Source organism: Paenibacillus sp. JT31N11, assembly GCF_056269285.1.
The window spans coordinates 334573-356409 of record NZ_JBWDNQ010000004.1; the positions used below are offsets into that span (position 1 = coordinate 334573).

Annotated in this window: 18 protein-coding genes; 16 read left to right on the top strand and 2 right to left on the bottom strand. The window is 55.7% G+C overall.

The annotated features are described in order from the left end of the window. Positions 1-166 precede the first annotated feature (166 nt). From AC0YNV_RS17345 to AC0YNV_RS17400, 12 genes are all read left to right on the top strand, one after another. The gene (locus AC0YNV_RS17345; RefSeq protein ID WP_475769161.1) at positions 167-5779 is read left to right on the top strand and encodes a WIAG-tail domain; all 5613 of its coding nucleotides are present in this window, start codon (positions 167-169) and stop codon (positions 5777-5779) included. A 330-nt stretch (positions 5780-6109) separates the two neighbouring features. Then, a complete protein-coding gene (locus tag AC0YNV_RS17350) occupies positions 6110-7354 on the top strand; it encodes a glycosyltransferase family 2 protein (RefSeq protein WP_475769162.1) in 1245 nt (414 codons plus the stop codon). Between the two features lie 4 nt (positions 7355-7358). After that, positions 7359-8459: a hypothetical protein gene (locus AC0YNV_RS17355; protein ID WP_475769163.1), complete on the top strand. Its 1101-nt coding sequence runs from the start codon at positions 7359-7361 to the stop codon at positions 8457-8459. After that, positions 8459-9205 carry a glycosyltransferase family 2 protein gene (locus tag AC0YNV_RS17360; protein WP_475769164.1) on the top strand — a complete coding sequence of 249 codons (747 nt, stop codon included), beginning with the start codon at positions 8459-8461 and terminating at the stop codon, positions 9203-9205. The genes AC0YNV_RS17355 and AC0YNV_RS17360 overlap by 1 nt, the downstream gene beginning before the upstream one ends. Before the next feature lie 121 nt (positions 9206-9326). Next, positions 9327-10049: a sugar phosphate nucleotidyltransferase gene (locus tag AC0YNV_RS17365; RefSeq protein WP_210037222.1), complete on the top strand. Its 723-nt coding sequence runs from the start codon at positions 9327-9329 to the stop codon at positions 10047-10049. After that, a complete protein-coding gene (locus AC0YNV_RS17370) occupies positions 10046-11194 on the top strand; it encodes a GT-D fold domain-containing protein (RefSeq protein ID WP_475769165.1) in 1149 nt (382 codons plus the stop codon). The genes AC0YNV_RS17365 and AC0YNV_RS17370 overlap by 4 nt, the downstream gene beginning before the upstream one ends. Before the next feature lie 22 nt (positions 11195-11216). Continuing rightward, positions 11217-12593 (top strand): glycosyltransferase family 2 protein, encoded by a 1377-nt coding sequence (locus AC0YNV_RS17375; RefSeq protein ID WP_475769166.1) that lies wholly within the window; start codon positions 11217-11219, stop codon positions 12591-12593. Positions 12594-12680: 87 nt separating this feature from the next. Continuing rightward, complete coding sequence (locus tag AC0YNV_RS17380; RefSeq protein ID WP_210037225.1) at positions 12681-12968, top strand: nucleoside-diphosphate sugar epimerase; 288 nt, start codon at positions 12681-12683, stop codon at positions 12966-12968. 27 nt (positions 12969-12995) lie between these two features. Beyond that, on the top strand, positions 12996-13331 hold the full coding sequence (locus tag AC0YNV_RS17385) for an alpha-helical endospore appendage domain-containing protein (protein WP_210037226.1): 336 nt from the start codon (positions 12996-12998) through the stop codon (positions 13329-13331). Continuing rightward, positions 13331-13624, top strand: coding sequence for a hypothetical protein (locus AC0YNV_RS17390; RefSeq protein WP_475769167.1), 294 nt, complete (start codon positions 13331-13333; stop codon positions 13622-13624). Before AC0YNV_RS17385 ends, AC0YNV_RS17390 begins: the two co-directional genes overlap by 1 nt. A gap of 27 nt (positions 13625-13651) precedes the next feature. Continuing rightward, positions 13652-13972, top strand: a complete 321-nt coding sequence (locus AC0YNV_RS17395) for a hypothetical protein (RefSeq protein ID WP_475769168.1) — start codon at positions 13652-13654, stop codon at positions 13970-13972. 172 nt (positions 13973-14144) lie between these two features. Then, complete coding sequence (locus AC0YNV_RS17400; protein WP_475769169.1) at positions 14145-14897, top strand: hypothetical protein; 753 nt, start codon at positions 14145-14147, stop codon at positions 14895-14897. 40 nt (positions 14898-14937) lie between these two features. Here the strand turns inward: AC0YNV_RS17400 and AC0YNV_RS17405 are convergent, their stop codons facing one another. Beyond that, a complete protein-coding gene (locus AC0YNV_RS17405) occupies positions 14938-16215 on the bottom strand; it encodes an adenylosuccinate synthase (protein ID WP_475769170.1) in 1278 nt (425 codons plus the stop codon). 108 nt (positions 16216-16323) lie between these two features. Here AC0YNV_RS17405 and AC0YNV_RS17410 point away from each other — a divergent pair, with 108 nt between their 5' ends. Next, positions 16324-17226, top strand: coding sequence for a LysR family transcriptional regulator (locus tag AC0YNV_RS17410; protein ID WP_475769171.1), 903 nt, complete (start codon positions 16324-16326; stop codon positions 17224-17226). 9 nt (positions 17227-17235) lie between these two features. On the opposite strand, the gene AC0YNV_RS17415 is transcribed toward AC0YNV_RS17410, so the two are convergent. Next, positions 17236-17469 carry a cold-shock protein gene (locus AC0YNV_RS17415; protein WP_475769364.1) on the bottom strand — a complete coding sequence of 78 codons (234 nt, stop codon included), beginning with the start codon at positions 17467-17469 and terminating at the stop codon, positions 17236-17238. 238 nt (positions 17470-17707) lie between these two features. Between AC0YNV_RS17415 and AC0YNV_RS17420 the strand changes: the two genes are divergently transcribed. The 3 genes from AC0YNV_RS17420 (at position 17708) to AC0YNV_RS17430 (ending at position 21817) form a co-directional block, all read left to right on the top strand. Continuing rightward, complete coding sequence (locus AC0YNV_RS17420) at positions 17708-18799, top strand: CgeB family protein (RefSeq protein ID WP_475769172.1); 1092 nt, start codon at positions 17708-17710, stop codon at positions 18797-18799. Positions 18800-18839: 40 nt separating this feature from the next. Continuing rightward, positions 18840-20051: a CgeB family protein gene (locus tag AC0YNV_RS17425; RefSeq protein ID WP_475769173.1), complete on the top strand. Its 1212-nt coding sequence runs from the start codon at positions 18840-18842 to the stop codon at positions 20049-20051. A gap of 200 nt (positions 20052-20251) precedes the next feature. Continuing rightward, complete coding sequence (locus AC0YNV_RS17430; protein ID WP_475769174.1) at positions 20252-21817, top strand: glycosyltransferase family 4 protein; 1566 nt, start codon at positions 20252-20254, stop codon at positions 21815-21817. Positions 21818-21837 lie beyond the last annotated feature (20 nt).

Consider the following 21837-nt stretch of genomic DNA (forward strand, 5'->3'; position numbering starts at 1 on the left):
GTTAGCCGCTTTTTTGTTTCACGGCGACAGCCGGTTCTTCCTGTTTTTGCGATTCTATAACCTGGTTCCTGCTGCTTTTGGCTGATAATGTCTCCAATCAAGTGACCTGCCTATGGGTGAATGCATATGATACCTATGACATTTCAGGTGGAAGAAGGAGAGGGCTATGGCTAAGAACAGCAAGGGAAAGAGTCCGAAGGGACGAAAACCGTTATTTTATGTTGATAATCCGAACACTTCGGAATTGAAATGGATCGAAAAATTGAGGAAAAACAAGCCGCGTACGCCGGAGGAGCCAGAGAAGAAAATTGTTAAGGTCAATGCTATGGCTGTGGAGGAACTGGAAGCCGGGACGGCAGAAGGTCCGGTACCGGCTGGAACAATTGAAATCGCAGCAGAGGAGCAGCGACCCGTCCTGGAGCCGGCTCCTGAACCGGGAATTGCCGTAGAGCAGGAGCAGCAGGCAGCCGATACAGGGATCCCGCCGGCACCGGCAGCGGTGGCGGATATCCCGGGACCGGCTCCCCAAGAGGCAGACAAAGCCAAAGACGCAGAGGTCACCGCGGCCGAGGAGGCTGAGCAGGCCAGCCTGGCCGGTATACTCAGCAAAGAGGAGCGGGTGGAAGAGAAGCGGCTTCCGGATTCCTCTACTCCCTTCATCTTTACCGACGATCTGGCCGATGAGGCAATCACCACGGATAAGCTTGCACCAGGAGCAGTTGAAGCAACCCGGATAAAATCGGGCGCTGTTCATACGCAATCAATTGCAGATTTTGCCGTGGAAAGCATTAAAATCGCCGATGGGGCGATTATAGGCTCCAAGATCGCTCCGGAATCCATCTTGAGCGATCATCTCACACGCAATGCCATATCCGGCTCCAAAATACGGGATCGTTCCATCACCGGTGAAAAATTACGTGACGGCAGCGTAACCTCTGTAAAACTGGGGGACCGGACAATCAGTGCCGACAAGCTGGCGGAAGGATCCATCGAGGCCAAGCATCTGAAGCCGTTCGTCATCACAACCGAGCTACTGGATGATCAATCCGTAACGTCAAGCAAGCTTAGAAGCGGAGCCATCCGGACGGAGAGCATAGCGAACGATGCCATTCATACATCCAAAATAGCCGATGGGTCCGTTACCAGATCCAAGCTTCGCGACCAGGCGGTTACGAGTGAGAAAATCGCGTTGGGCGCCGTTGAATCGGTGCATCTCAAGCCTGGTCTGCTGCTCGCTGAGCATGTAGCGGCAGGTGTACTGCTGGGAAAGCATCTGGCCCCGGGAGAAATCGACGCAAACCACATAGCCGAAGGCGCGGTGGAATCCAAACAACTGGGGCAAGGAGCCGTAACCGAGCAGGCAATCGCGCCAGGAGCGGTGGGACCGCTCCAGTTGCAGGAAGGCGCAGTAAGCGCCGTCCACATCGGGGATAATGAGGTCGGTTCACAGCATATTGCTGATTTGGCGGTAACGTCTCCGAAAATTGCCGATATGTCCATTTCCACTATAAAGCTGGTCGATCATGCGATAACTGCATCCAAGCTCGCCGATCAAAGCATTACAGCCCCCAAATTATCGGATGATGCCGTTCATAGCCGTCATCTCGGGCGCTCAAGTGTCAGCTCGGATAAAATCGCAACGGGCAGTATTGAGGAGCATCATCTGTCAGCCAATACGGTTGGAGGCAAGCAGCTTATTGAGGGAAGTGTGGCCTCGGCTCACTTGGCGGATGGCTCGGTAACGAAGCAGAAGCTGGCGGCCAAGGCCGTTCAGCATAGCCATATCAGCAATGAGGCGGTAAGCGGAGAGCATCTGGCTGCCGGCTCGGTAAGCGGGAGCAAGCTGGCCGCAGCCAGTGTCAGCGGCGGGAAAATTGCCGATCTGGCGGTGGATACCCGGCATCTGAACGATGAGTCGGTCAGCTTCGACAAGATCGCGCCGGAGGCTGTCCGCGCTCATCATATGTCGCAGAGCTCTGTATCGGAAGAAGCGATTTCGGCAGGGGCGGTTGGCTCGGCTCATCTGCAGCCCGGATTAATACGGGCGGAGCATATGTCGGAGCAATCGGTTGCCGCTGAAGCTCTGCGGGATGGCGCGGTCATTTCAACGAAGCTTGCCAGCGGATCGGTGTCGGGTAAGCATCTTGCCGCCGGGTCCGTATTCTCGCATCATCTGGCCGATCACGTGGTGAACGCGCTCAAGCTTTCTCCCGAGAGTGTTTCGACGGATAAACTGACGGATGGGGCAGTGACATCGGCGAAGCTCGGGGACAACAGCGTCACCGCAGCAAAGCTGGCGCCGCATGCATTGACCGGTGAGAAGATTACCCTGCAATCCATCGGCAGCGCCCATCTCGTCCCGGGGCTTATCGGAGCCGAGCATATCAGCACGGGGGCCGTGCAGGATTTTCATCTGGGAAAAGCCATTATTGCCAGCGATACGCTTGCTGAAGGCGCAGTAACCGGTAAAAAACTGGCTGCCGGGGCGGTTGAAAGCGATCATCTGTCCAACGAAGCGATAAGAAGCAGGCATTTGGCTGAGGAGTCCGTGCTTGGCGTTCATCTGGGCAACGAGAGTGTTCGTGAGCGTCATCTTGGCAAAGATGCGGTGACGGAGGAGAAGCTGGCCGCAGGTAGTATCGGTAGCCATCATTTGCAGGACGGCGTTGTCGGTTCACAGGCTTTGAAGGATGGGGCGGTGCTCAGCCGACATGTGGGGAAAGGCGCTATTGAATCCGTTCACCTGGCGGGTTCGCTTATCGGAAGCACGCATCTGAAGAAAGGCAGCATCAAGCAGCAGCATCTGGCTCCTCAAGCCGTAGGAATGGATCAGCTGGCTGATGGAGCGGTAAGCGCGGATAAACTGGCTCTTGTATCGGTCAATAGTGAGCATATCCAGTTGGAGAGCATTGCCGGCAAGCATTTGAAGGCAGAGTCCATTCAGGGCTATCATCTGCGGAAAGGGTCCATCACGCAAAGTCATCTGTCTACGGAGCTGTTATCCTTCGAAAAGGCGCCTGATGGCATTCTGCCAGGCAGTAAAATCAAGCTTGGGACGATCGGCTCCGCTCATCTGGAGAAGGACAGCATTGCAGCGGAGCATTTGACGGCTGAAGCTGTCGGCAGAGAAGCATTGAAAGACGGCGCGGTGACGGGAGTGAAGCTGGCAGCAGAAGCAGTGGGCACCGAAGCGCTGATAAATGGCGCGGTGACGGAAGCAAAGCTGGCAGCAGGAGCAGTGGGCACCGAAGCGCTGATAGATGGCGCAGTGACAGGAGCTAAGCTGGCAGCAGGAGCAGTAGGCACCGATACGCTGGTGGATGGCGCGGTGACGGAAGCAAAGCTGGCAGCAGGAGCAGTGAGCGCCGAAGCGCTGATTGATGGCGCGGTGACGGGAGTGAAGCTGGCAGCAGGAGCAGTAGGCACCGAAGCGCTGGTGGATGGTGCGGTGACCGAAGCGAAGCTGGCAGTGAAGGCAGTAGGCACCGAAGCGCTGATAGACGGTGCGGTGACGGGAGTGAAGCTGGCAGCAGGAGCAGTAGGCACCGAAGCGCTGATTGATGGCGCGGTGACGGGAGTGAAGCTGGCAGCAGGAGCAGTAAGCACCGAAGCGCTTGTGGATGGTGCGGTGACGGGAGTGAAGCTGGCAGCAGAAGCAGTGCGCACTGATACGCTGGTGGATGGTGCGGTGACCGAAGCGAAGCTGGCAGTGAAGGCAGTAGGCACCGAAGCGCTGATAGATGGCGCAGTGACAGGAGCTAAGCTGGCAGCAGGAGCAGTGGGCACTGATGCGCTGGTAGATGGTGCGGTGACCGAAGCGAAGCTGGCAGCAGAAGTAGTCGGTACCTATTCGCTGGTGGATGGTTCGGTGACGGGAGCAAAGCTGGCAGCAGAAGCAGTGGGTACCTATTCGCTGGTGGATGGTGCGGTGACCGAAGTGAAGCTGGCTGCAAAAGCAGTAGGCACCGAAGCGCTGATAGATGGCGCGGTGACGGGAGCAAAACTGGCAGCAGGAGCAATTGGCACCGAAGCGCTGACAGATGGTGCGGTGACGGGAGCGAAGCTGGCAGCAGGAGCAATTGGCACCGAAGCGCTGACAGATGGTGTGGTGACGGGAGCGAAGCTGGCCGCAAAGGCAGTGGGCATCGAAGCGCTGGTGGACGGTGCGGTGACTGAAGCGAAGCTGGCCGCGAAGGCAGTAGGCACCGACAAGCTGATAGACGGTGCGGTGACGGGAGCGAAGCTGGCCGCAAAGGCAGTGGGCTCCGATGCGCTGATAGACGGCGCGGTGACGGGAGCGAAGCTGGCCGCAAAGGCAGTGGGCTCCGACAAGCTGATAGACGGCGCAGTGACGGGCGTGAAGCTGGCGGCAAAGGCAGTGGGCACCGATGTTTTGAGAGACGGCGCGGTGACGGAAGGGAAGCTCGCGGAAGGCGCAGTTACCGCGACAAAGCTGGCAGCGGGATCGGTGACGAACGAGAAGCTGGCTCCCGAGGCTGTCATTACGGAAGCATTGGCAGCAGGAGCAGTCACAAACGCGAAGCTGGCGGCTGAAGCGGTTGGTCAGGAACAGCTGCAAGCAGGCGCGGTGACGGAAGCGAAGCTCGCGGAAGGCGCAGTTACGGCGACAAAGCTGGCAGCGGGGTCGGTGACGAACGAGAAGCTGGCTCCCGAGGCTGTCATTACGGAAGCACTGGCAGCAGGAGCAGTCACAAATGCGAAGCTGGCAGCTGAAGCGGTTGGTCAGGAACAGCTGCAAGCAGGCGCGGTGACGGAAGCGAAGCTCGCGGAAGGCGCAGTTACCGTGACAAAGCTGGCAGCGGGGTCAGTGACGAACAAGAAGCTAGCTCCCGAGGCTGTCATTACGGAAGCACTGGCAGCAGGAGCAGTCACAAATGCGAAGCTGGCGGTTGAAGCGGTCGGTCAGGAACAGCTGCAAGCAGGCGCGGTGACGGAAGCGAAGCTCGCGGAAGGCGCAGTTACCGCGACAAAGCTGGCAGAGGGATCGGTGACGAACGAGAAGCTGGCTCCCGAGGCTGTTATTACGGAAGCACTGGCAGCAGGAGCAGTTACAAGCGAGAAGCTGGCGGCTGAAGCGGTCGGTCAGGAGCAACTGCAAGCAGGCGCGGTGACGGAAGCGAAGCTCGCGGAAGGCGCAGTTACCGCGACAAAGCTGGCAGCGGGATCGGTGACGAACGAGAAGCTAGCTCCCGGGGCTGTCACTACGGAAGCACTGGCAGCAGGAGCAGTTACAAGCGAGAAGCTGGCGGCTGAAGCGGTCGGTCAGGAGCAGCTGCAAGCAGGAGCCGTAACACTGGGTAAAATCGCGCCTGGATCCATTACAACGGCAAATATTATTGCCGGCTCCATTGAAAGCGATCTGCTGTGCGACGAGGCCGTGACAGGGGATAAAATCGCGCCAGGCACGCTTACTGTGAAGCATTTCGCTCCGGATGTGTTGGCATCGCTGATCCCGGATGTGAATCCCTCAGCCTCCGAACAGCTTCCAGCCGAGCAGGTCAGTCCGGCAATCTGTCAGCAATTCGGATTGATTCCTTACGATTTTGCAGGGCATGGCGAGCAGCTGGAGCTGACCGTTACATTCGACCAACCGTTCGCAAGCGATGTCTACGTTCTTGTTGCTACGGCCGATCAGCTGTCCTGTTATGCGACAATAAAATCAAAAACGGCTGACAGCGCAGAACTGACTGTCGTGCGCACGCGAATCTCCCCCGAGCCCGTCGGATTCATCAATTGGATTGCCATAGGCAGCAAATAGTTCCAATATCCGATGCCAGGATCGCGGCTATCCGATTATGATGCTCCTTCTTACCGTGTCAAAGATATAAAATTTTCGATTAAAGAAGTCCGACACTTACAAATAAACGGGTGTCGGACTTTTCCATGCCGGCTGCGGTTGAGAACTTGTCCGGCTTTCTCCAAATCAGACCTGAAAGGCCGCTGTCTCACGTACAACAGCCGTGCCTCTTGACCTTACGTGTCCATACAATAAGTTGTAAAAGGACTGTCTTTGTCTTGCATACACGAGCAAAGCGCAATTGACGAAGAGGTGATCAGAATCAGGAATCCTTTTTGGGTTAGCAAAGACATGCAATACCGCGCAGCTGTGAATATCGGCAATCACCCTTCAGGGAAGAACCCGGGTTCCCGATTAATATCGCCGGCAATGGGTCTGCCCATGGAAATCGATACCGTTCAATCGAAGCGGGTCTACTTGCATTCCAGCCGCAATAGGAATGCAGGAACGCCGGCTTCCCGTCCCGCACGCAAGGTAAAGGTGAAGGTAAAGGCAAAGGTCGCGGGAAGGCGTCCCGCCACAGGCATTGCGCCAGCCAGGGGGAAGCAGCCGTCCGGGTCCGGCGCGGTCAGGATTGCCGCCAAGCGCAGAGCGTCAGGTTCCGCCGGAAGCGGTAAGATTCAGAGCAAGAGCAGGACAACGAAGTTTCGGCCGCGTCCCGCAGGATTGTCCAGACGCAGCCGAAGCTTGCAGCGCAGCCGGGCAGCCTTTAAGCCTGTGGATCGCCATCCGAAAAGTATAGAACCATTTACACAGATTGAAGGCAGCGCCCATCCAATTGTTACCCGCGCGGCTGCCGGGGCGGAGCCGGTCGTCTCCGTTATTATTCCGGTCATGAATGAACGCCGCTCAATTGCCCGTGTGATTCAGGAGGCAAAACGAACTCATCCCCAAGCAGAGATTATTGTGGTTGCGAATGGATCGACGGATGGTTCCGCCGCAATTGCCCGGCGTAATGGAGCCCATGTGATCGAATTTTCTGAACCGCTGGGCCATGATGTAGGACGCGGTGTAGGAGCATCTGCCGCTAAGGGGCGGGTGCTGCTCTTTATCGACGGGGATATGGTCATTAGCAGTGCGGCGCTCAAGCCGTACATTCACGCAGTTCTGGATGGAGGCGTTGACGTGGCGCTCAACGATTATTCCGGCCCAATCCGCAAACAGGTCGTCCACAGCGTTGTTCTTGCCAAACATGCGCTTAATTCCCTGCTGGGAAGACCGGAGCTGAGAGGAACCTCGATGACAGCGGTGCCTCATGCGATAAGCCGGCATGCTCTTGAAGTGATTGGTGCAGATGCGCTGTCAGTCCCCCCATTAGCGCATGCCAAAGCGGTGCAGCTTGGGCTTAACGTCCGCGCCGTACATCCTGTTAACGTGGGGAAACTGAATCTGCAACGTACGCGACGGGAAAGACTCAATCCGCTTGAGCATCTGATTGTCGGCGATCATCTGGAGGCTATTGATTGGCTGATGCGGCAGACGGACAGCCTTGGCGGCTTCACGCTTTGGCAGCAAAATCGGGAGAAGGCAAGGTGAGTATATGCGAAAGGCGAAACCGGCAGCAGCCGGAATCAAACGCAAGCCCTCCTTTCGGAAGATTCGTACCCGTTCATCCCCGGGAGGAAGGAGACGCACACGCGGCGCAAAGCCATTAAAACGATCCTCAGCCAATCAAGGAACCTCCTATAACGCTGGCTTGCGCGATGCTGCTTTGCTGCGGGAAGCAGGAGCCATCCCGCAATCCGATGAGCTGAGGCTAAGACTGAACGAGAGCTGGTCGCGCAGACACCGGCTGAATGGCAGCTTGAGCAAAAGCCTGCTGCTGCAGGGAAAAACGTATGCGGATGGATATCTGGATGGGCTCCGTTTAAACAGGCAGAACTGGCTGCCCGTACCGCTGCAGGGCTCAGCTGCTGCAGTCGTCCTTGCCGGAAGAGGGATGGCAGCCGAGCCTGCATCGCTGCAGGAGCTGATGCGTTTGCCGCTGCAGGAAATCATTGTTGTGCTTGAGGATGCGGCTGGAGGCGACTATCACACGCTCAGCCAAATGCCGGGCATCACCATTGTGCATGCAGGAACGATGCTCGAACGCGATATGGGGCGATCCATAGGCGCGAGGCTGCTGCGGACGGATTCCATCCTGTTCTGCGACGGCCATGTTCCGATACCGGCTGAGCGTCTGGCGCCTCTTCTTGCGGCAGTGGACAGCGGCGCCGATGTTGCGCTCAGCGATACATCCGATTCTCTGGGTTTATTCCGGGATTGGGATGAGCTGTCGCGCGTGAAGGCTTTCATCAACCTGTCATTGGGCCGTCCGGATTTGCTCGCCAATTCCAATCAGGAGCTGCCATGCGCCTGGTCGGCAAAAGCGCTGAGACTGGTTGGGGAGGCATCGCTCGCGCTGCCGCCGGTTGCCCAGCAAGCCGCAATCCATCACCGCCTGAATATTGCAGTCTGCCGCAATGTAAGCAAGGGCGGGGCCGGCAGCGGGAACAGACGCGCTGATGGTCTTCACGCAGCGAATAAACATGCCGCATACGCGCATCTTGCCGCATTGAAGGCGGCTATGGCTCTGAACGGGAACCGGCTGCTTCATCCCGACCGGTCCAGACGCCGCGGGGCGGTTGGAGGTGAAGGCTGATGAAGCTTACGAGCATTGTGATACCGACCTATAACGGACTTGAGCTGGTCCAGCAGGCGGTGGCGTCCATCCGTTCTTATACCAGCCAGCAGGATACTCCATATGAGATTATTGTCGTGGATAATGGTTCAACTGACGGTACAAGTGGGTGGTGTCTCCAGGAGCAGCTCGCCTTTATTTCTTTACCCCGCAATACCGGTTTCCCTGCGGCCTGCAATAAGGGGCTTCGTTTTGCGCGCGGCGATTGCTTGATGCTGCTGAACAATGACGTAACCGTTTCGCACGGCTGGCTGGCAGCTTTGCTGCAGGCGCTTAACAGCGACGGGAAGATCGGCATCGTTGGTCCCGTGACGAATTATGCCAGCGGGAAGCAGCAGGTGGATTACCCTTTTCACTCCATGAACGAGTTCCATCGCGTCGCCAAGGAAGTGCTGACCCAGTCAGGCGAGCAAGTGCAGCCTGTTCATCGGCTTGTGGGCTTTTGCATGCTGTTCGGGCGCACGCTTTACGAGCGTATCGGCGAGCTGGACGAGAGATTTTCGCCAGGCCATTACGAGGACGATGACTATTGCTTCCGGGCCCGGATGAGCGGGTACAGCTTATTGATGTGCCGGAATGTGTTTGTTCACCACCAGGGCAGCGCAAGCTTCAAGCGGGGCGACAGCATGGAGCTGCAGCGGCTTGTCGAACAAAATCGGCAGCGGTTCATCGACAAGTGGCAGGTCGATCCCGGCATATTTATCTAGCTTGTGAATGCTTGCGATGTCGGTTTTTCTTACGCTTACGAAGCAGCGTTTTCTTACAAAAACGCCAGTGAATGCTTACGATGTCGGTTTTTCTTACGAAAAACCTGAGGAGGTCATAATTTTGAGAGCTGTTATCTTGGCTGGCGGAACGGGAACGCGGCTTTTTCCGCTGACCAAACTGATGAATAAACATTTGCTGCCGGTTGGCAGGCTTCCGATGATATGCTACAGCCTGATCAAATTGAGAGAAGCGGGCATAACCGATATTCTGCTCGTCACAGGACGCGAGGCGGCGGGAATGTTTACAGATTTCCTGGGCAGCGGACGCGATTATGGGATATCCCTGACCTATCGCATTCAGGAGCAGGCGGGCGGGATTGCCCAGGCGCTGGAGCTTGCTCAGCCTTTTGTCGGCAGCGAAGACAAATTCCTGGTCCTGCTTGGCGACAATCTGTTCGAGGAGCCGCTGAAGCCCCATCTGGAGGCTTTCGCGAAGCAGTCAGAAGGCGCGATGGTGCTGCTCAAGCAGGTTCCGGATCCGGAGCGTTACGGTGTCCCTGTCTTTGATGCGAAAGGCAGGATTGAACGAATCGAAGAAAAGCCGGAACAGCCGCAAACCGACTTTTGCGTGACGGGCATTTACTTATTTGATGCATCCGTATTTACATTAATCCACGAGCAGGCGCCTTCTCAGCGGGGCGAGCTGGAAATCACGGATGTGAACAACGCTTATGCAAGCAAAGGCATGCTTCGGCATAGCCGGATGAACGGCTGGTGGACCGATGCCGGAACCTTCGAGTCGCTGCAGGAAGCGTCAATCAAGCTTATGGGAACTGTACCATGAGCGGTGGCGGCAGGGCAGGAAAGCCCCTCCTGAACAAGACAGCGGGTCCGGTCCGTCAGGATCGCCGGGTGCCGGTTTCGGCGGCTGAGAGCGTACATCGTCCGGTGAAAGCCCCAAGAACGGGAAAGCAGCCGGCTTCAGGCTCGGGAGCAGGCCGTCCCCGCATTCGCGGCAGGGCCATCAAGAAAAGCCCTGCATCCAGGAAGCGGACAAGATTGGGGATTCGTACCCGTTCCAAACGCCTGAATCGAAGAACGGCGGGATTACCCAGCCAGAAGGATCAATTCGGGAAGCATACGCCGGAGGACGTCCCGGAGACTGCCGAGCAGGCATATAACAGAGGATTTGAAAGCGGCCAGTATGATGGCGGAGAGAAGTGGCTGGAGAATGCAGTGCCGCAAAATATGCTCCTTCCGGATGTCACATTGCAGGAGGTCATAGCCTTGGGGGTCGAACAGCTGAAACCGCAGTGCCACCGGCTGATGGATGTGCATGAGGTATTCGAGCAGATGATGCAGGCTTTGGCGTCGAACTCGCCTTGTGCGGTTGTACGGCTTGGAGACGGAGAACTGCTGGCCCTGTCGCAGGACGTGGTTTACAACGCCAGGATTGTCAAGCAGGAAGGGGAATTTCTCCCCTACGCAGGCGTTCAGCCGCCCGATATAGGCGCGCGCGACCAGCTGGCCCAGGCTATCCGGCATGCGCAGATCGTCGGCGTCCCGTTATCGCGGCGAAAACATTTTCAGCCGCTGCTTTATCCGGTTATGCGCGGGCACGGTATTGATCCCGGCGCATTGCGGATGACCCATTCCACGATTAATTACGGCTTGTATCAGGCCGGACTGCTGACCCGTCTGCTGACAGGGCAAAGACTGCTTGTTATTGGCAACGCCGCACCCGAACTCGCGGAGACGCTGACCCGTCACGGACTGCTGGTTTCGGGCATGATCAGCCCGGTTAAAGGGTTTGCCGATATTGACCGGGTGATGGATGAGGCGCATCATGCCGTTTTTGATCTTGCTCTGGTTTCGGCAGGGATTCCGGCAGTTGTTCTATGTTGGCGAATTGCAGCGGAGCAGGGCAAGGTGGCGCTGGATTTTGGACACATGGCCGATGCCATCATCAAAGGGAAAGTGACGCTTTGAAAAACGGGAGTGACGTAGGCTGATGATTCGGAAGAGACGGCATACGCAGATGTACAGGCGGAGGGCGGGCAGAAGATCCGCCAAACGCAGTCTGCGCGGGTATCCGGAAGGTCACAAAGCCGGATACGAGCAAGGCTTGCGCTCGGGACTCGATAGCTTCAAATCGCTGTTCGAGGGAACAAGCATTATAATTCCCAGCTACAATCAAGTGGAGTATTTGAAGAAGTGCATCGAGAGTATTGGCGAGCACACCGATCTGCCTTATGAAATCATTGTGGTTGACAATGCATCGGACGACGGAACAGCGGAATTTCTGCGGAAAACGGACAGCGCGGTCCGTTACCGGGTTCTGGAGTCGAACCGGGGGTTCGCCGGCGCCGTTAATATCGGCATGATGATGGCGAAGGGGACAACGATGCTGCTCCTTAACAACGATACGATTGTTACCGAGCGCTGGTTGAGCAACATGCTCAAGTGTCTCGACAGCGATCCGAAAATCGGTATGGTCGGTCCGGTAACCAATTATATAAGCGGTGACCAGCGTATTGAGGTGCCTTATTTGCATGTTAACGACATGCCCCGTTTCGCACAGCATTATAACATTTCCGATCCTGGAAAATGGCAGTTCACAGACCGCTTGACCGGATTCTGCCTGCTGTTTCGCCGCGAGCTGTGGGAGCGGACCGGGTTTCTGGACGAAGGGTTTGAGATCGGAAATTTCGAGGACGACGACTACAATATCCGCGTTCGTCTGCAGGGGCAATCGCTTGCAATCGCCCGCGATACCTTCATTCATCATTACGGCAGTGTCAGCATGAAGGGGCTTGGGGAGAACTTGGCGAAAATCAATAATCACAATATGCAGTTCTATATGGAGAAGTGGGGAAATCCCCATGATCTTGTTCATCAAGTGAGAGAAATGCTTGATCCTCATAGGGAACGCACAGGATTGGCGGCACAGCAGCCAGTGGGTGAAACAGCCTTTTTCCCACAGCAGATCGTTGCCCGCGGAGTCAGCGAAAGGCTGTACTGGATCGAACGGGGAGTGCGCAGACCGATCGCGGGCGAACCTGCTGTGCCGATTACCCGGCTGTCCCAGGTGGATCTCCGTCGTTGGCCCATAGGCGAGGGAATTTCAGCGGAGGAGGTGGAGGCCCGCTGGCATGGCCATTTTGATGCAGGAGAGCAGTTCCCGGACGGCCAGACATTCAAGGCAGCGGACGGATTGATTTATGTGGTGGATGAGAGAGCCTTGCGCAGGGTGGTCAGTCTGGCAGCGGCGCAAGCATGGGGGCTGGCATTGAAGCCGCAGCAGCAGCTGCCGGCTGCCCATGAGCTTGAGCAGCTGACGAAGGGCTTGCCTGTCATTGCGCCGGCGAGGGTAGCTCCATATTTGTGACGATATACATTTTGAAGAGCGATATTCATGGCAGTATCATGCTTGAAATATGAGCATATGCTGTAGAGAGTGGAGGGACAGCGAAATATGCAGCATATTGTAACGGAAATGATTGAGCATATGTCCCGTTCCCACGAGCAGATGGCGCGCGTCATGGAGGCAGAGCGGCATGTGGCGGTGCGGATGGCACAGATCGTACACGCGCTGCCGGATCAGCATCCGAATTTCGGCGGAGTGAGCGAGCTGATGGAGCAATCCCAATCAGTGAGCAAGAACCTTGTTGCTTATTTAAACAGTATTGCCGAACTTCAGGAAACGATGGCTGCAACCTTGACAACCGTTATGAAGGAACTGGGCGGCGAGGATGAGGAATAGGGGCGGAGCCAAAGGAGAGTGCGGGCTTTGAGTCGTGAAACGGCGTATGCGCGAATGCTCGATGCCTCCGCCAAGATGCAGTGGAATGTGGCGATGATTCTTGAAGCAAAAGCGGTCGAAGCGGAGAAGGTGCGAAGCTGGCTGTGCAATCACGTCACGCCCGATGCATTTACGGAGCAGGAAGAGCAGTTGAAGGAAACCTTGCTTGTACATGAGCAGCTTATCGAAGTGATTGACGGTCTGACGAAGCTGAATCAAGGCATGGCTAATGTCTTGAAGGCCGCGCTGCGCCACGATCAGGATAGCGGCGGCGGTTTTGGCGGCGCATTTGGCGGGGGCTTCGATATTGGAGACAGGGACTGATGAGTCTCCTTCAAAAAGAATGGGAGGCCCGGCTTGAGCTGATCCGTTCCATTGCGAACAGTCAACAGGCAATTGCCCGTATATTGGACAGTGTTGCGGGTATTTCCGAGTATTCTCCCGGAATGGCGAAGTCCATTTCCGAAAATATGCGATCGCTTACCGCCATGCAGCTGTCCATTGCCGAGACTGTGGGCCTTGTCCGGCTGCGGCGGCCGAAGCAGGGGAAACCTGGCAGGCCTTGGCTGCGGGCAGGCCTGCTGCCAGGAGCAGCCGGCAATCCGGATCAAAGCTAGGCTGACATGAAACGGGAGGAGAAAGATGTGAGCATACCAGCACGCAAGAATAAGCTGAGGCAGGCTGCGGCAGGGCCCGGAATGCGGCGGGCTCCGCGTAAGGGTATGGCCGGCAAGCTCAAGAAACGGTCTGTTGCCCGAAGCGGAACAGCTATCAAACCAAAGAAAAAGTCTCTCAGGCAAACAGGAAAGACAATTAAGCGCAGAAGGACGCGCAGGAGGACTGCTCCTGCAGGTAAGACAGCGTTCAACGCATCTTACGACCAGTCCTATAACGCGGGCTATAGCGCCGGATTTGCCAAAGGATTCGAGGATGGACATCAGCTTGCCTACGAGCAGCAGCCATAGACTAAAGCACATGGCTTCCGATTCGCGGTTGAAGAAGAATGGCCCTGCACCTTGTTGAACAAGGGCAGGGCGATTTTGCGTGCCGGGGTATCGGGAAACAGGCTGTTGAAGGGATTAACAGGCTGAATTTTGCTATAATCAAATAGAGAACTCAGGAAAAGGGATAGAAGCCTTGATAGAATCAGAGGATTACAAGCGTTTTAAGAAGGCCATACAAGATCTTCCCCCGAAAAACAGCTACAGCCGAGAGGATTTGCTCATCGAAGGTTTATTGTTCGACCGGCATGGGGATATCGAGATCTATTATGCGCCCCATAATGAACTCATAAATCCATCGGCAGGCATTGTTATTGCAGGTATTACTCCCGGCTGGCGGCAGATGGAGATTGCCTACCGGACATTGAAGCAGGCGTTCGGGCAGGGATTGACGGAGGAAGAGGCGTTCAGTCATGCGAAGGCGGCCGCCAGATTCGCGGGCTCCATGCGCAGGAACCTGCTTCAAATGCTGAGAGACCTTGGACTTCACCATTATGTGGGGCTTCCCGATGTCGAATCGCTGTTTGCTCCGGGATGTCAGCTCCTCCATACCACCTCGGTGCTACGGTATCCTGTGTTCGTACAGGGCAGGAACTATACCGGGCATCAGCCTCCGCTCATGACGTCAGCATACCTGCGGCCGTATGCGCTCCAATTCATCGTGGAGGAAATCATGCAGCTCAATCGGCAGCGGCCCCTGTTTATTCCTTTGGGACGGACAGTCGAAGAACTGTTCCGCTCTCTCGTAAACAGCGGTCTGATTGAGGAAGGGCAATGCCTGTGGGGATTTCCCCACCCTTCGGGGGCGAATGGCCATCGGCATCAACAATTCCGGCAGGCCCATGAAGGCATTATGGGGATTATTTCCAGGTTCTTCGCAGCGCAATAGAGACATATGGAACAACATCGATTGACCCCATCCTCAAGGATTAGCGTTCAATCAGCTGTTCTCTGCGGGGGCCGACGGATATATAGCGGACCGGTACGCCAATCAAGCGCTCCAGGTAAAGAACGTAATTCTGCGCCTGCAGGGGGAGCCGGTCAAACTCGCGAATGGAGGAGATATCCGATTTCCAGCCAGGCAGCGTTTCAAGAACAGGCTTTGCCTGTTCAAGCCTTGCCGACACAGGGAAACGGGTTGTCTGCGTGCCCTCTATTTCGTATGCAGCGCATACCGGAATGTCATCGAGGAAACCGAGCACATCCAGATTGGTGAGCGCGGCTTCCGTTGCCCCTTGCAGCATGCAGCCATAACGGGTCGCTACCGCGTCGAACCATCCCATCCGTCTGGGCCGTCCGGTGTTGACTCCGTACTCTCCCGCGTCGCCGCCCCGCTGCCGCAGCTCATGGGCAATCGGACCGTCAATTTCCGCTGTGAAAGGACCTTCGCCTACGGAGCTGGAATAAGCTTTCGTGACGGCTGCGATCCGCGTTATCGCATGCGGCGGCAAACCGGCGCCTACTGAAGCATAGCCGGCTAACGTAGAGGATGATGTGGAGTAGGGATAAATGCCGTGGTCCGGATCGCGAAGTGCTCCGAGCTGGCCCTCTGCGACAATCGTCTCTCCTTGGAAAACTGCGCGCTGAAGCAGCTCTGTCGTGTCGCATACATAAGGACGGAGCTTTTCCCCCAGCTTGATTAAATCCTCCAGCATATCCGCCGCACTCAGCTGCGGTTCCCGATACAGATGCTCCAGAAGAACATTTTTGGGTATGAGTGCAGCTTCCAGTCTGTCCATCAGCCTGCCGCGATGAAATAAATCCGCCGTCTGGATGCCCAGCTTTGCCGCTTTATCCGCATAGAACGGCGCAATGCCGGACCGGGTGGACCCGAATTTACGGTCGCCCAGCCGCTGCTCTTCCAATTCGTCGAGTTGTTTATGGTAGGGAAGCACAATCTGCGCACGGTCGGAAATACGAAGGTTGGGCTCCGGAACGCCTCTTGCTGTCAATGCCTCCAGCTCCCGGAACAGATCGGAGATATTGAGCGCCGCACCCGGACCAATGACATTGGTGACCGTGTCATAAAACACGCCGGACGGGAGCATGCGCAGCGCGAATTTACCGTATTTGTTAATAATGGTATGTCCTGCATTGCTGCCCCCCTGATAGCGGACCACATAGCGCGCTTCTGCCGCAATCGCATCGGTCATTTTCCCCTTGCCTTCGTCTCCCCAATTGGCTCCGACCACCGCTGTAACACTCATATACCCACATCCTTCTATAGAGATTTGCTTTCTATCCCCATTGTAAATTGAGTTATACTATTAATAAAATTAATATTAATAATATATGATATAAGGATGGATAATGGGATGATACAAAATCTGGAATGGTATCGAGTGTTTTATTTCACGGCAAAGACAGGCAGCTTGTCCAAAGCGGCGGCAGAATTGTTCATCACCCAGCCGGCGGTTACCCAGACGATCAAACAGCTGGAAGCGCAGCTGGGCGGCCAGCTCTTCTTTCGGACCTCGAGGGGCGTTAAACTGACGGCTGAGGGAGAGGCATTGTACCAATATATCGCCCAGGCCTACAATTTCATCCAGAACGGCGAACGGAGAATTGCCGGTATGCATCAGCTTGCGGAAGGCGAAATCAAAATCGGGGCCGGAGATACGCTGTGCAAGCATGTTCTGCTGCCGCATCTGGCGGCTTTCCATGAAGCGTACCCGTCCATTAAAATTCAGGTCACCAACCGGACGACGGCTGAGACGATGACACTGTTGAAGCAGGGGGAAATCGATCTGGGCATTGTGAACATGCCGGCGTCGGACAAGGCGGTGGACGTCCGTGAATTGATGCGGATCGAGGACTGCTTTATAGCAGGAGAGGCGTTCAGGCATTTAGCGGCAAGACCGATGGCCTGGGAGGAGTTGATGGAGTACCCGCTCATGCTGCTGGAGAAGGGGAGCGCAACCAGGAGCTACCTGGATCACTTTGCGGAGCGGCAGGGGAGGCAGGTCAAGCCGGAGATTGAGCTTGGGAGCGTCGATTTGTTAGTGGAATTTGCCAGAAGGGGACTTGGAATCGCATATGTTGTCAAAACGTTCATCACCGGCGAGCTGCGCGCAGGCCAGCTTCATGAGATCCAGCTGAAAAAACCGATTCCTCCAAGAGGAATCGGCCTTGCGACCTTGAAGGATGTGCCGCTCACCGCTGCCGCCGTGACTTTCATCCAGCGCATTCAAATGGCTCAGCCGGTTGAGGAAGCCTGACATTCGCCATTACTGAAATCCTTTTTTTGCCCCATTGGAGAGGACGGGAAGCAACCTGATTTCACTGGTCATGGTGGAATTGCAGATGGGGCATGCCGGCTCTTCGCCGAATGAGAAATTATCTCTCATCCAACAGGAGCATTCTTCGCTTGTGCATGTCCATATCGACGTTTGTTCCTCGGGAATAGGCTCCACTATCTTCTTAGAGAAATGAATAATCGTACCCTCCTCTAGATTGAAAATTCCCTTATAATATGTGTTTCGCCTTCCATAATTATACTATGTTTGCAATCAGGTGTTATGAACGGTACTTGCCGCCGTCACAACGCCTTTTTCTGCTTGGAGTAATCATCTATCCGCTAACGTCTGGCAGGTCATACGCCAATTTTACAGCGGCGGAGGACAAGTGACCATGAGCCTTGCGGGTCAGCCGCATATATATGATGGTAGTTCCCACAGAAACAAGGCAGGAGCGTGCGTCATGTATACGAAGAAACAAGTCAAGTCCCGGCATGCCCATAAGGGTTACGCCGACGGCTACAGGCAGGGATTGAGGGATGGCGCCTGTGAGTCGCTTGCAAGCCATATTCAGCCGCCTTCCCCGATTAAGCATGATGTGCGAGTCCTCTATATACCGCAAGGCTTCGAATCCATCGACCAGGGAATTATCGAGGCGCTCAGCTTAACCGTCCGCGAGCTGCATGTATCCGAACCGGGGCGAATGGCGGAACAGGCCGCTCTGCTGAGGCCGGATTGGATGTTTGTGTTAAATGGCATGCACGTGTTTCCGGACGATCATCTGGAGCAGGTCGCTGCCGTCAGGGAGCTTGGGGTACGAACCTTGATCTGGTTCGCGGACGATCCTTACATGACGGCGGACACGGTTCTGATCGCTCCCCGATACGATGTTGTGCTGACCCATGAGCTCAGTACCGTCGAAATCTACCGGCAGCTGGGATGTCCCAGCGTCCATTATATGCCGCTGGCGGTGTATGCGGGGTGGTTCAAGCCGCAGCAGGTCGAGGATAAATACCGCAGCGACATCTGTTTTATCGGGCAGGCCTTCTGGAACCGGGTGGAGACCTTCGACGCCATCGCGCCTTTTTTGAGCAAACAGCGCGTGTTCATTGCGGGCGGGCTGTGGTCCCGGCTCAAGAACTACGACCGTTTGAAGCATGTTATTCGCATGGGCTGGCTGCCGGTAGAGGAGTCGATCCGTTACTACAACGGCGCCAAGATCGTCATCAACCTTCATCGCACGACCGTTTCAGGCTCCGACAACAAAAACTCGCTTAATCTGCCTGGGCGTTCCATTAACCCCCGCACCTATGAAATTTCTGCTTGCGGGACGCTGCAGCTGACAGATATGCGTGAGGATCTGCCGCGTTACTATAACCCCGGCAGCGAAATTGAGACATTTGCCAATCCGGAAGAGCTGCACACCAAGCTGGCCTATTATTTAACCCATGAAGACCAGCGGCGTGAAGTCGCGCTGCGGGGGCTGCGCAGGACTCTTGTGGAGCACACATTTGTTTCGCGCATTCAGCAGCTTGCGGCGACGCTGCAATGGTAAATACAACAAGCGCATATGCGTGGAGAGAGGAGTGAAGCAGGTGGCGGCTTCTTTTCGCAAAAGGAGAAACGACCGGAAAGGCTTGCTGATTCAAGATAAAGTCCGCAGGAGGAAAAACCTGCTGATTCAAGATAAAGCCCGCAGGGAGAGAGCCTTCAGGCAAGGCTTTGATCATGGCTATTGGTTCGGACAATGCGAGTCGGTATTAAAGCGGACGGAACGCGTAATCGGGGTAAGGCCTATTCATGTCCTGTTCGTCGCAACGGGCAAAGGCTTTCCGTACTCGCCGCTGGATGAAGCGATCGCGAATACTTTAAGATCCATGGTCGGCCAATTATCCGTTACCAATTCCACAGAACCGGTATCCGATATCGCCAAGCAGCTGAGACCTGATCTCGTTATTGTGCTGGATGGGCTGCAGTTCAATGTATACCATGCGGATGAGATGCGCCGTGCCGGCATCCGGACGGCAATCTGGTTCACGGATGATCCTTATTACACCGACATTACCGGACCCTTGTCCCTCCATTTCGATGAAGTATTTACATTGGAGCTGAACTGCGTGGAGATGTACCGCAATCTCGGCTGCCCACACGTGTATTATTTGCCGCTTGGGGCTTACCCGGCGGAATTCAGACCGCGCAATCCGAAGCTCACACAACGTCATGAGATTTGCTTCGTAGGTTCGGCTTATGTGAACCGGCTTGCTTTTTTTGATCAGATTACCCGGTATTTGGCCACCAAGGATACCTTGATCTCCGGCATTTGGTGGGAAAGATTGAAGGATTTTAAACTCATGTCCAAACATATCGAGCTTGGACGCTGGATGGGTCCCGGCGAAACAGCGGACACCTATAACGGAGCGAAGATCGTTATTAATATGCACCGCGCGCATGATGACGAGACATTCAATAACAACAGCGCTGCAGTGACAGCCGTTTCACCCAATCCGCGGACCTTCGAAATATCGGCCTGCGCTGCGCTGCAGCTTACCGATATCCGAAGCGATCTGGGTTCCTTCTATACGCCGGGGGTCGACATTGTGACCTATTCTTCCCCGCAGGAGATGGTGGACAAGATTGAATATTATTTGCACCACGAGGATGAACGCCGGGAAATCGCCATGCGCGGGATGTATCGGACAATGACTGAGCATACGTACGTGCATCGCCTCGATATGATGCTGGGGATCCTGTTCCCAGATCCTCCCCCGGTAATTGAAGGATTTGTCGGCGACCTGACAACATTGTAAGCTTCGCTAAGCCGTAACGGATGGCCGCTTGCTCATGAAGGACAAATTCGGATGGGGAAACGGTCATATTTGTGCGTATGGAATGGGTCTAAGTGTCGTGCCGATTGAAAGGCCCCCTAAATATATTGTAGAACCAAGGTTCGATGGGTTGAAGGAGGTGAACACGTATTCGTTCCGCGGAACGGGTACGGCAATCGCGCGTGAAACATACAAAACCAAAAATGCTGATCTTCTCGCATATTTGCAGCCAGCAATATGTGACCGGAGCAGAGAAGCTCCTCATATTCATGATACGCGAACTGCTTCCGAGCTACGCGTGCACGCTGGTTGTACCGGTAGACGGGGTCATTGCGCAGCAGGCCAGATCGCTTGGCATACCGGTGGTAGTCCAGGATGTTCCGCTGGTCGTTTCGCTCTATTTGGCCCTTCCTCATTTTCAGGGGGATATCCGGATGGAACAGCAGGGAGGGGCATGGCAGGAGCTGTTCAGCCTTATCAACCGCGAACGGCCTGATATCGTTCTGACCAATACATGTGTTCACGCCCTTCCTGCAATGGCCGCCAAATTCCTGGGAATTCCTGTGGTCTGGACGATTATGGAGGCGATGCGGCAGACGCCGGATACTCCTGCCGCCGCAGCCGTAATCGGGCAGTATTCCGATTGCATCGTCGGTATATCCGAGACCGCGCTCGCTCCGCTGCGTACGGCCGAGATGCTGCCAAAAACAAAACTCATCCCGCCTTCCTGGCAGCATTCCGAGCTTGCCGAGGATACCTGGCGGAGACATCGAATGAACCGCCGCAGGCAGCTTGGCATTGCAGATGATCAAAGGCTGGTCGGTTATATCTCGTCTTCCATCTTCTCGGCCAAAGGACTTGAGCACTTTGTGCTTATGGCGGTGGCGGTGGCGCAGCGTTTCGAAAAGGCGGTATTTCTGATTGTCGGCAATCCGGTGGACACCGATTATTTCGAGCAATGTCTGAACCTTGCCCGGGAACAAAATGTGATAGACCGCTTCAGATGGATCCGTTTCGAGGAGCAGATCGAAACGATTTATCCCGCAATGGATGTGCTTGTTGTGCCAAGCATGACTCCGGAAGGCTTCGGAATGACAGCTTTGGAAGGAATGGTGTTCGGCAAGCCGGTTGTGGTGTACGGCTCCGGCGGATTGGCTGAAATCGCCAATGCCACAGGCAATAGCCGCTATATTGTGGAGACCGGCAATGTGGACGGATTGTTCCAGAAGGTCAGCGGCCTGCTCGGCGACGAAATGGAGCGTGCGGTCGTCGGGGAGCGCAACGCCAGAATGGCGGTGTCGGCTTTTGGCATAGCCGCGTACAGGGAGCGGATCCGTAAGCTTATTGGCTTGCTCGCCGGGTTTTCACCGGTGAAGAAACAGGTTGTAAGGGGAACGGCGGGAACGGTTTATTTGCTTGAGGACGGCATCCTGCGGCCTTTTGCTTCGGAAGAGGCCTTCCTTCAGGAGGGTTACCGGTTTGAAGAGGTGAAAGAGGTGCCGGATGCCATGCTTGCGGCACTTCCGCATGGAATGTCCATCGGCCGCAGCAGCAAAAAGGCATCGATTCTCACCCGCAAAAGGAAAACCGGAAGGCGCAGGAGAGGGCGGCGAAGAAAGCTGCTCCCGGGAAGAAGAAGCTCTGCTGCAAAAAGGCGCAGGCATGCCGCCCGCAGAACGCGCACCGTGCGCCCGCAGCGCCGCCGAAAATCCGCTGCGGGCATAACAAGGTCGCGCAGGCGGCACTGAAGCGTTGGACAGGGGAAAGG

Bases quoted from the DNA above. Each gene is read 5' to 3' on its own strand.
- AC0YNV_RS17420 (WP_475769172.1), top strand. From the start codon at position 17,708: ATGTATACGAAGAAACAAGTCAAGTCCCGGCATGCCCATAAGGGTTAC.
- AC0YNV_RS17345 (WP_475769161.1), top strand. From the start codon at position 167: ATGGCTAAGAACAGCAAGGGAAAGAGTCCGAAGGGACGAAAACCGTTA.
- AC0YNV_RS17355 (WP_475769163.1), top strand. From the start codon at position 7,359: ATGCGAAAGGCGAAACCGGCAGCAGCCGGAATCAAACGCAAGCCCTCC.
- AC0YNV_RS17370 (WP_475769165.1), top strand. From the start codon at position 10,046: ATGAGCGGTGGCGGCAGGGCAGGAAAGCCCCTCCTGAACAAGACAGCG.
- AC0YNV_RS17350 (WP_475769162.1), top strand. From the start codon at position 6,110: ATGCAATACCGCGCAGCTGTGAATATCGGCAATCACCCTTCAGGGAAG.
- AC0YNV_RS17390 (WP_475769167.1), top strand. From the start codon at position 13,331: ATGAGTCTCCTTCAAAAAGAATGGGAGGCCCGGCTTGAGCTGATCCGT.
- AC0YNV_RS17410 (WP_475769171.1), top strand. From the start codon at position 16,324: ATGATACAAAATCTGGAATGGTATCGAGTGTTTTATTTCACGGCAAAG.
- AC0YNV_RS17380 (WP_210037225.1), top strand. From the start codon at position 12,681: ATGCAGCATATTGTAACGGAAATGATTGAGCATATGTCCCGTTCCCAC.
- AC0YNV_RS17405 (WP_475769170.1), bottom strand. From the start codon at position 16,215: ATGAGTGTTACAGCGGTGGTCGGAGCCAATTGGGGAGACGAAGGCAAG.
- AC0YNV_RS17375 (WP_475769166.1), top strand. From the start codon at position 11,217: ATGATTCGGAAGAGACGGCATACGCAGATGTACAGGCGGAGGGCGGGC.
- AC0YNV_RS17360 (WP_475769164.1), top strand. From the start codon at position 8,459: ATGAAGCTTACGAGCATTGTGATACCGACCTATAACGGACTTGAGCTG.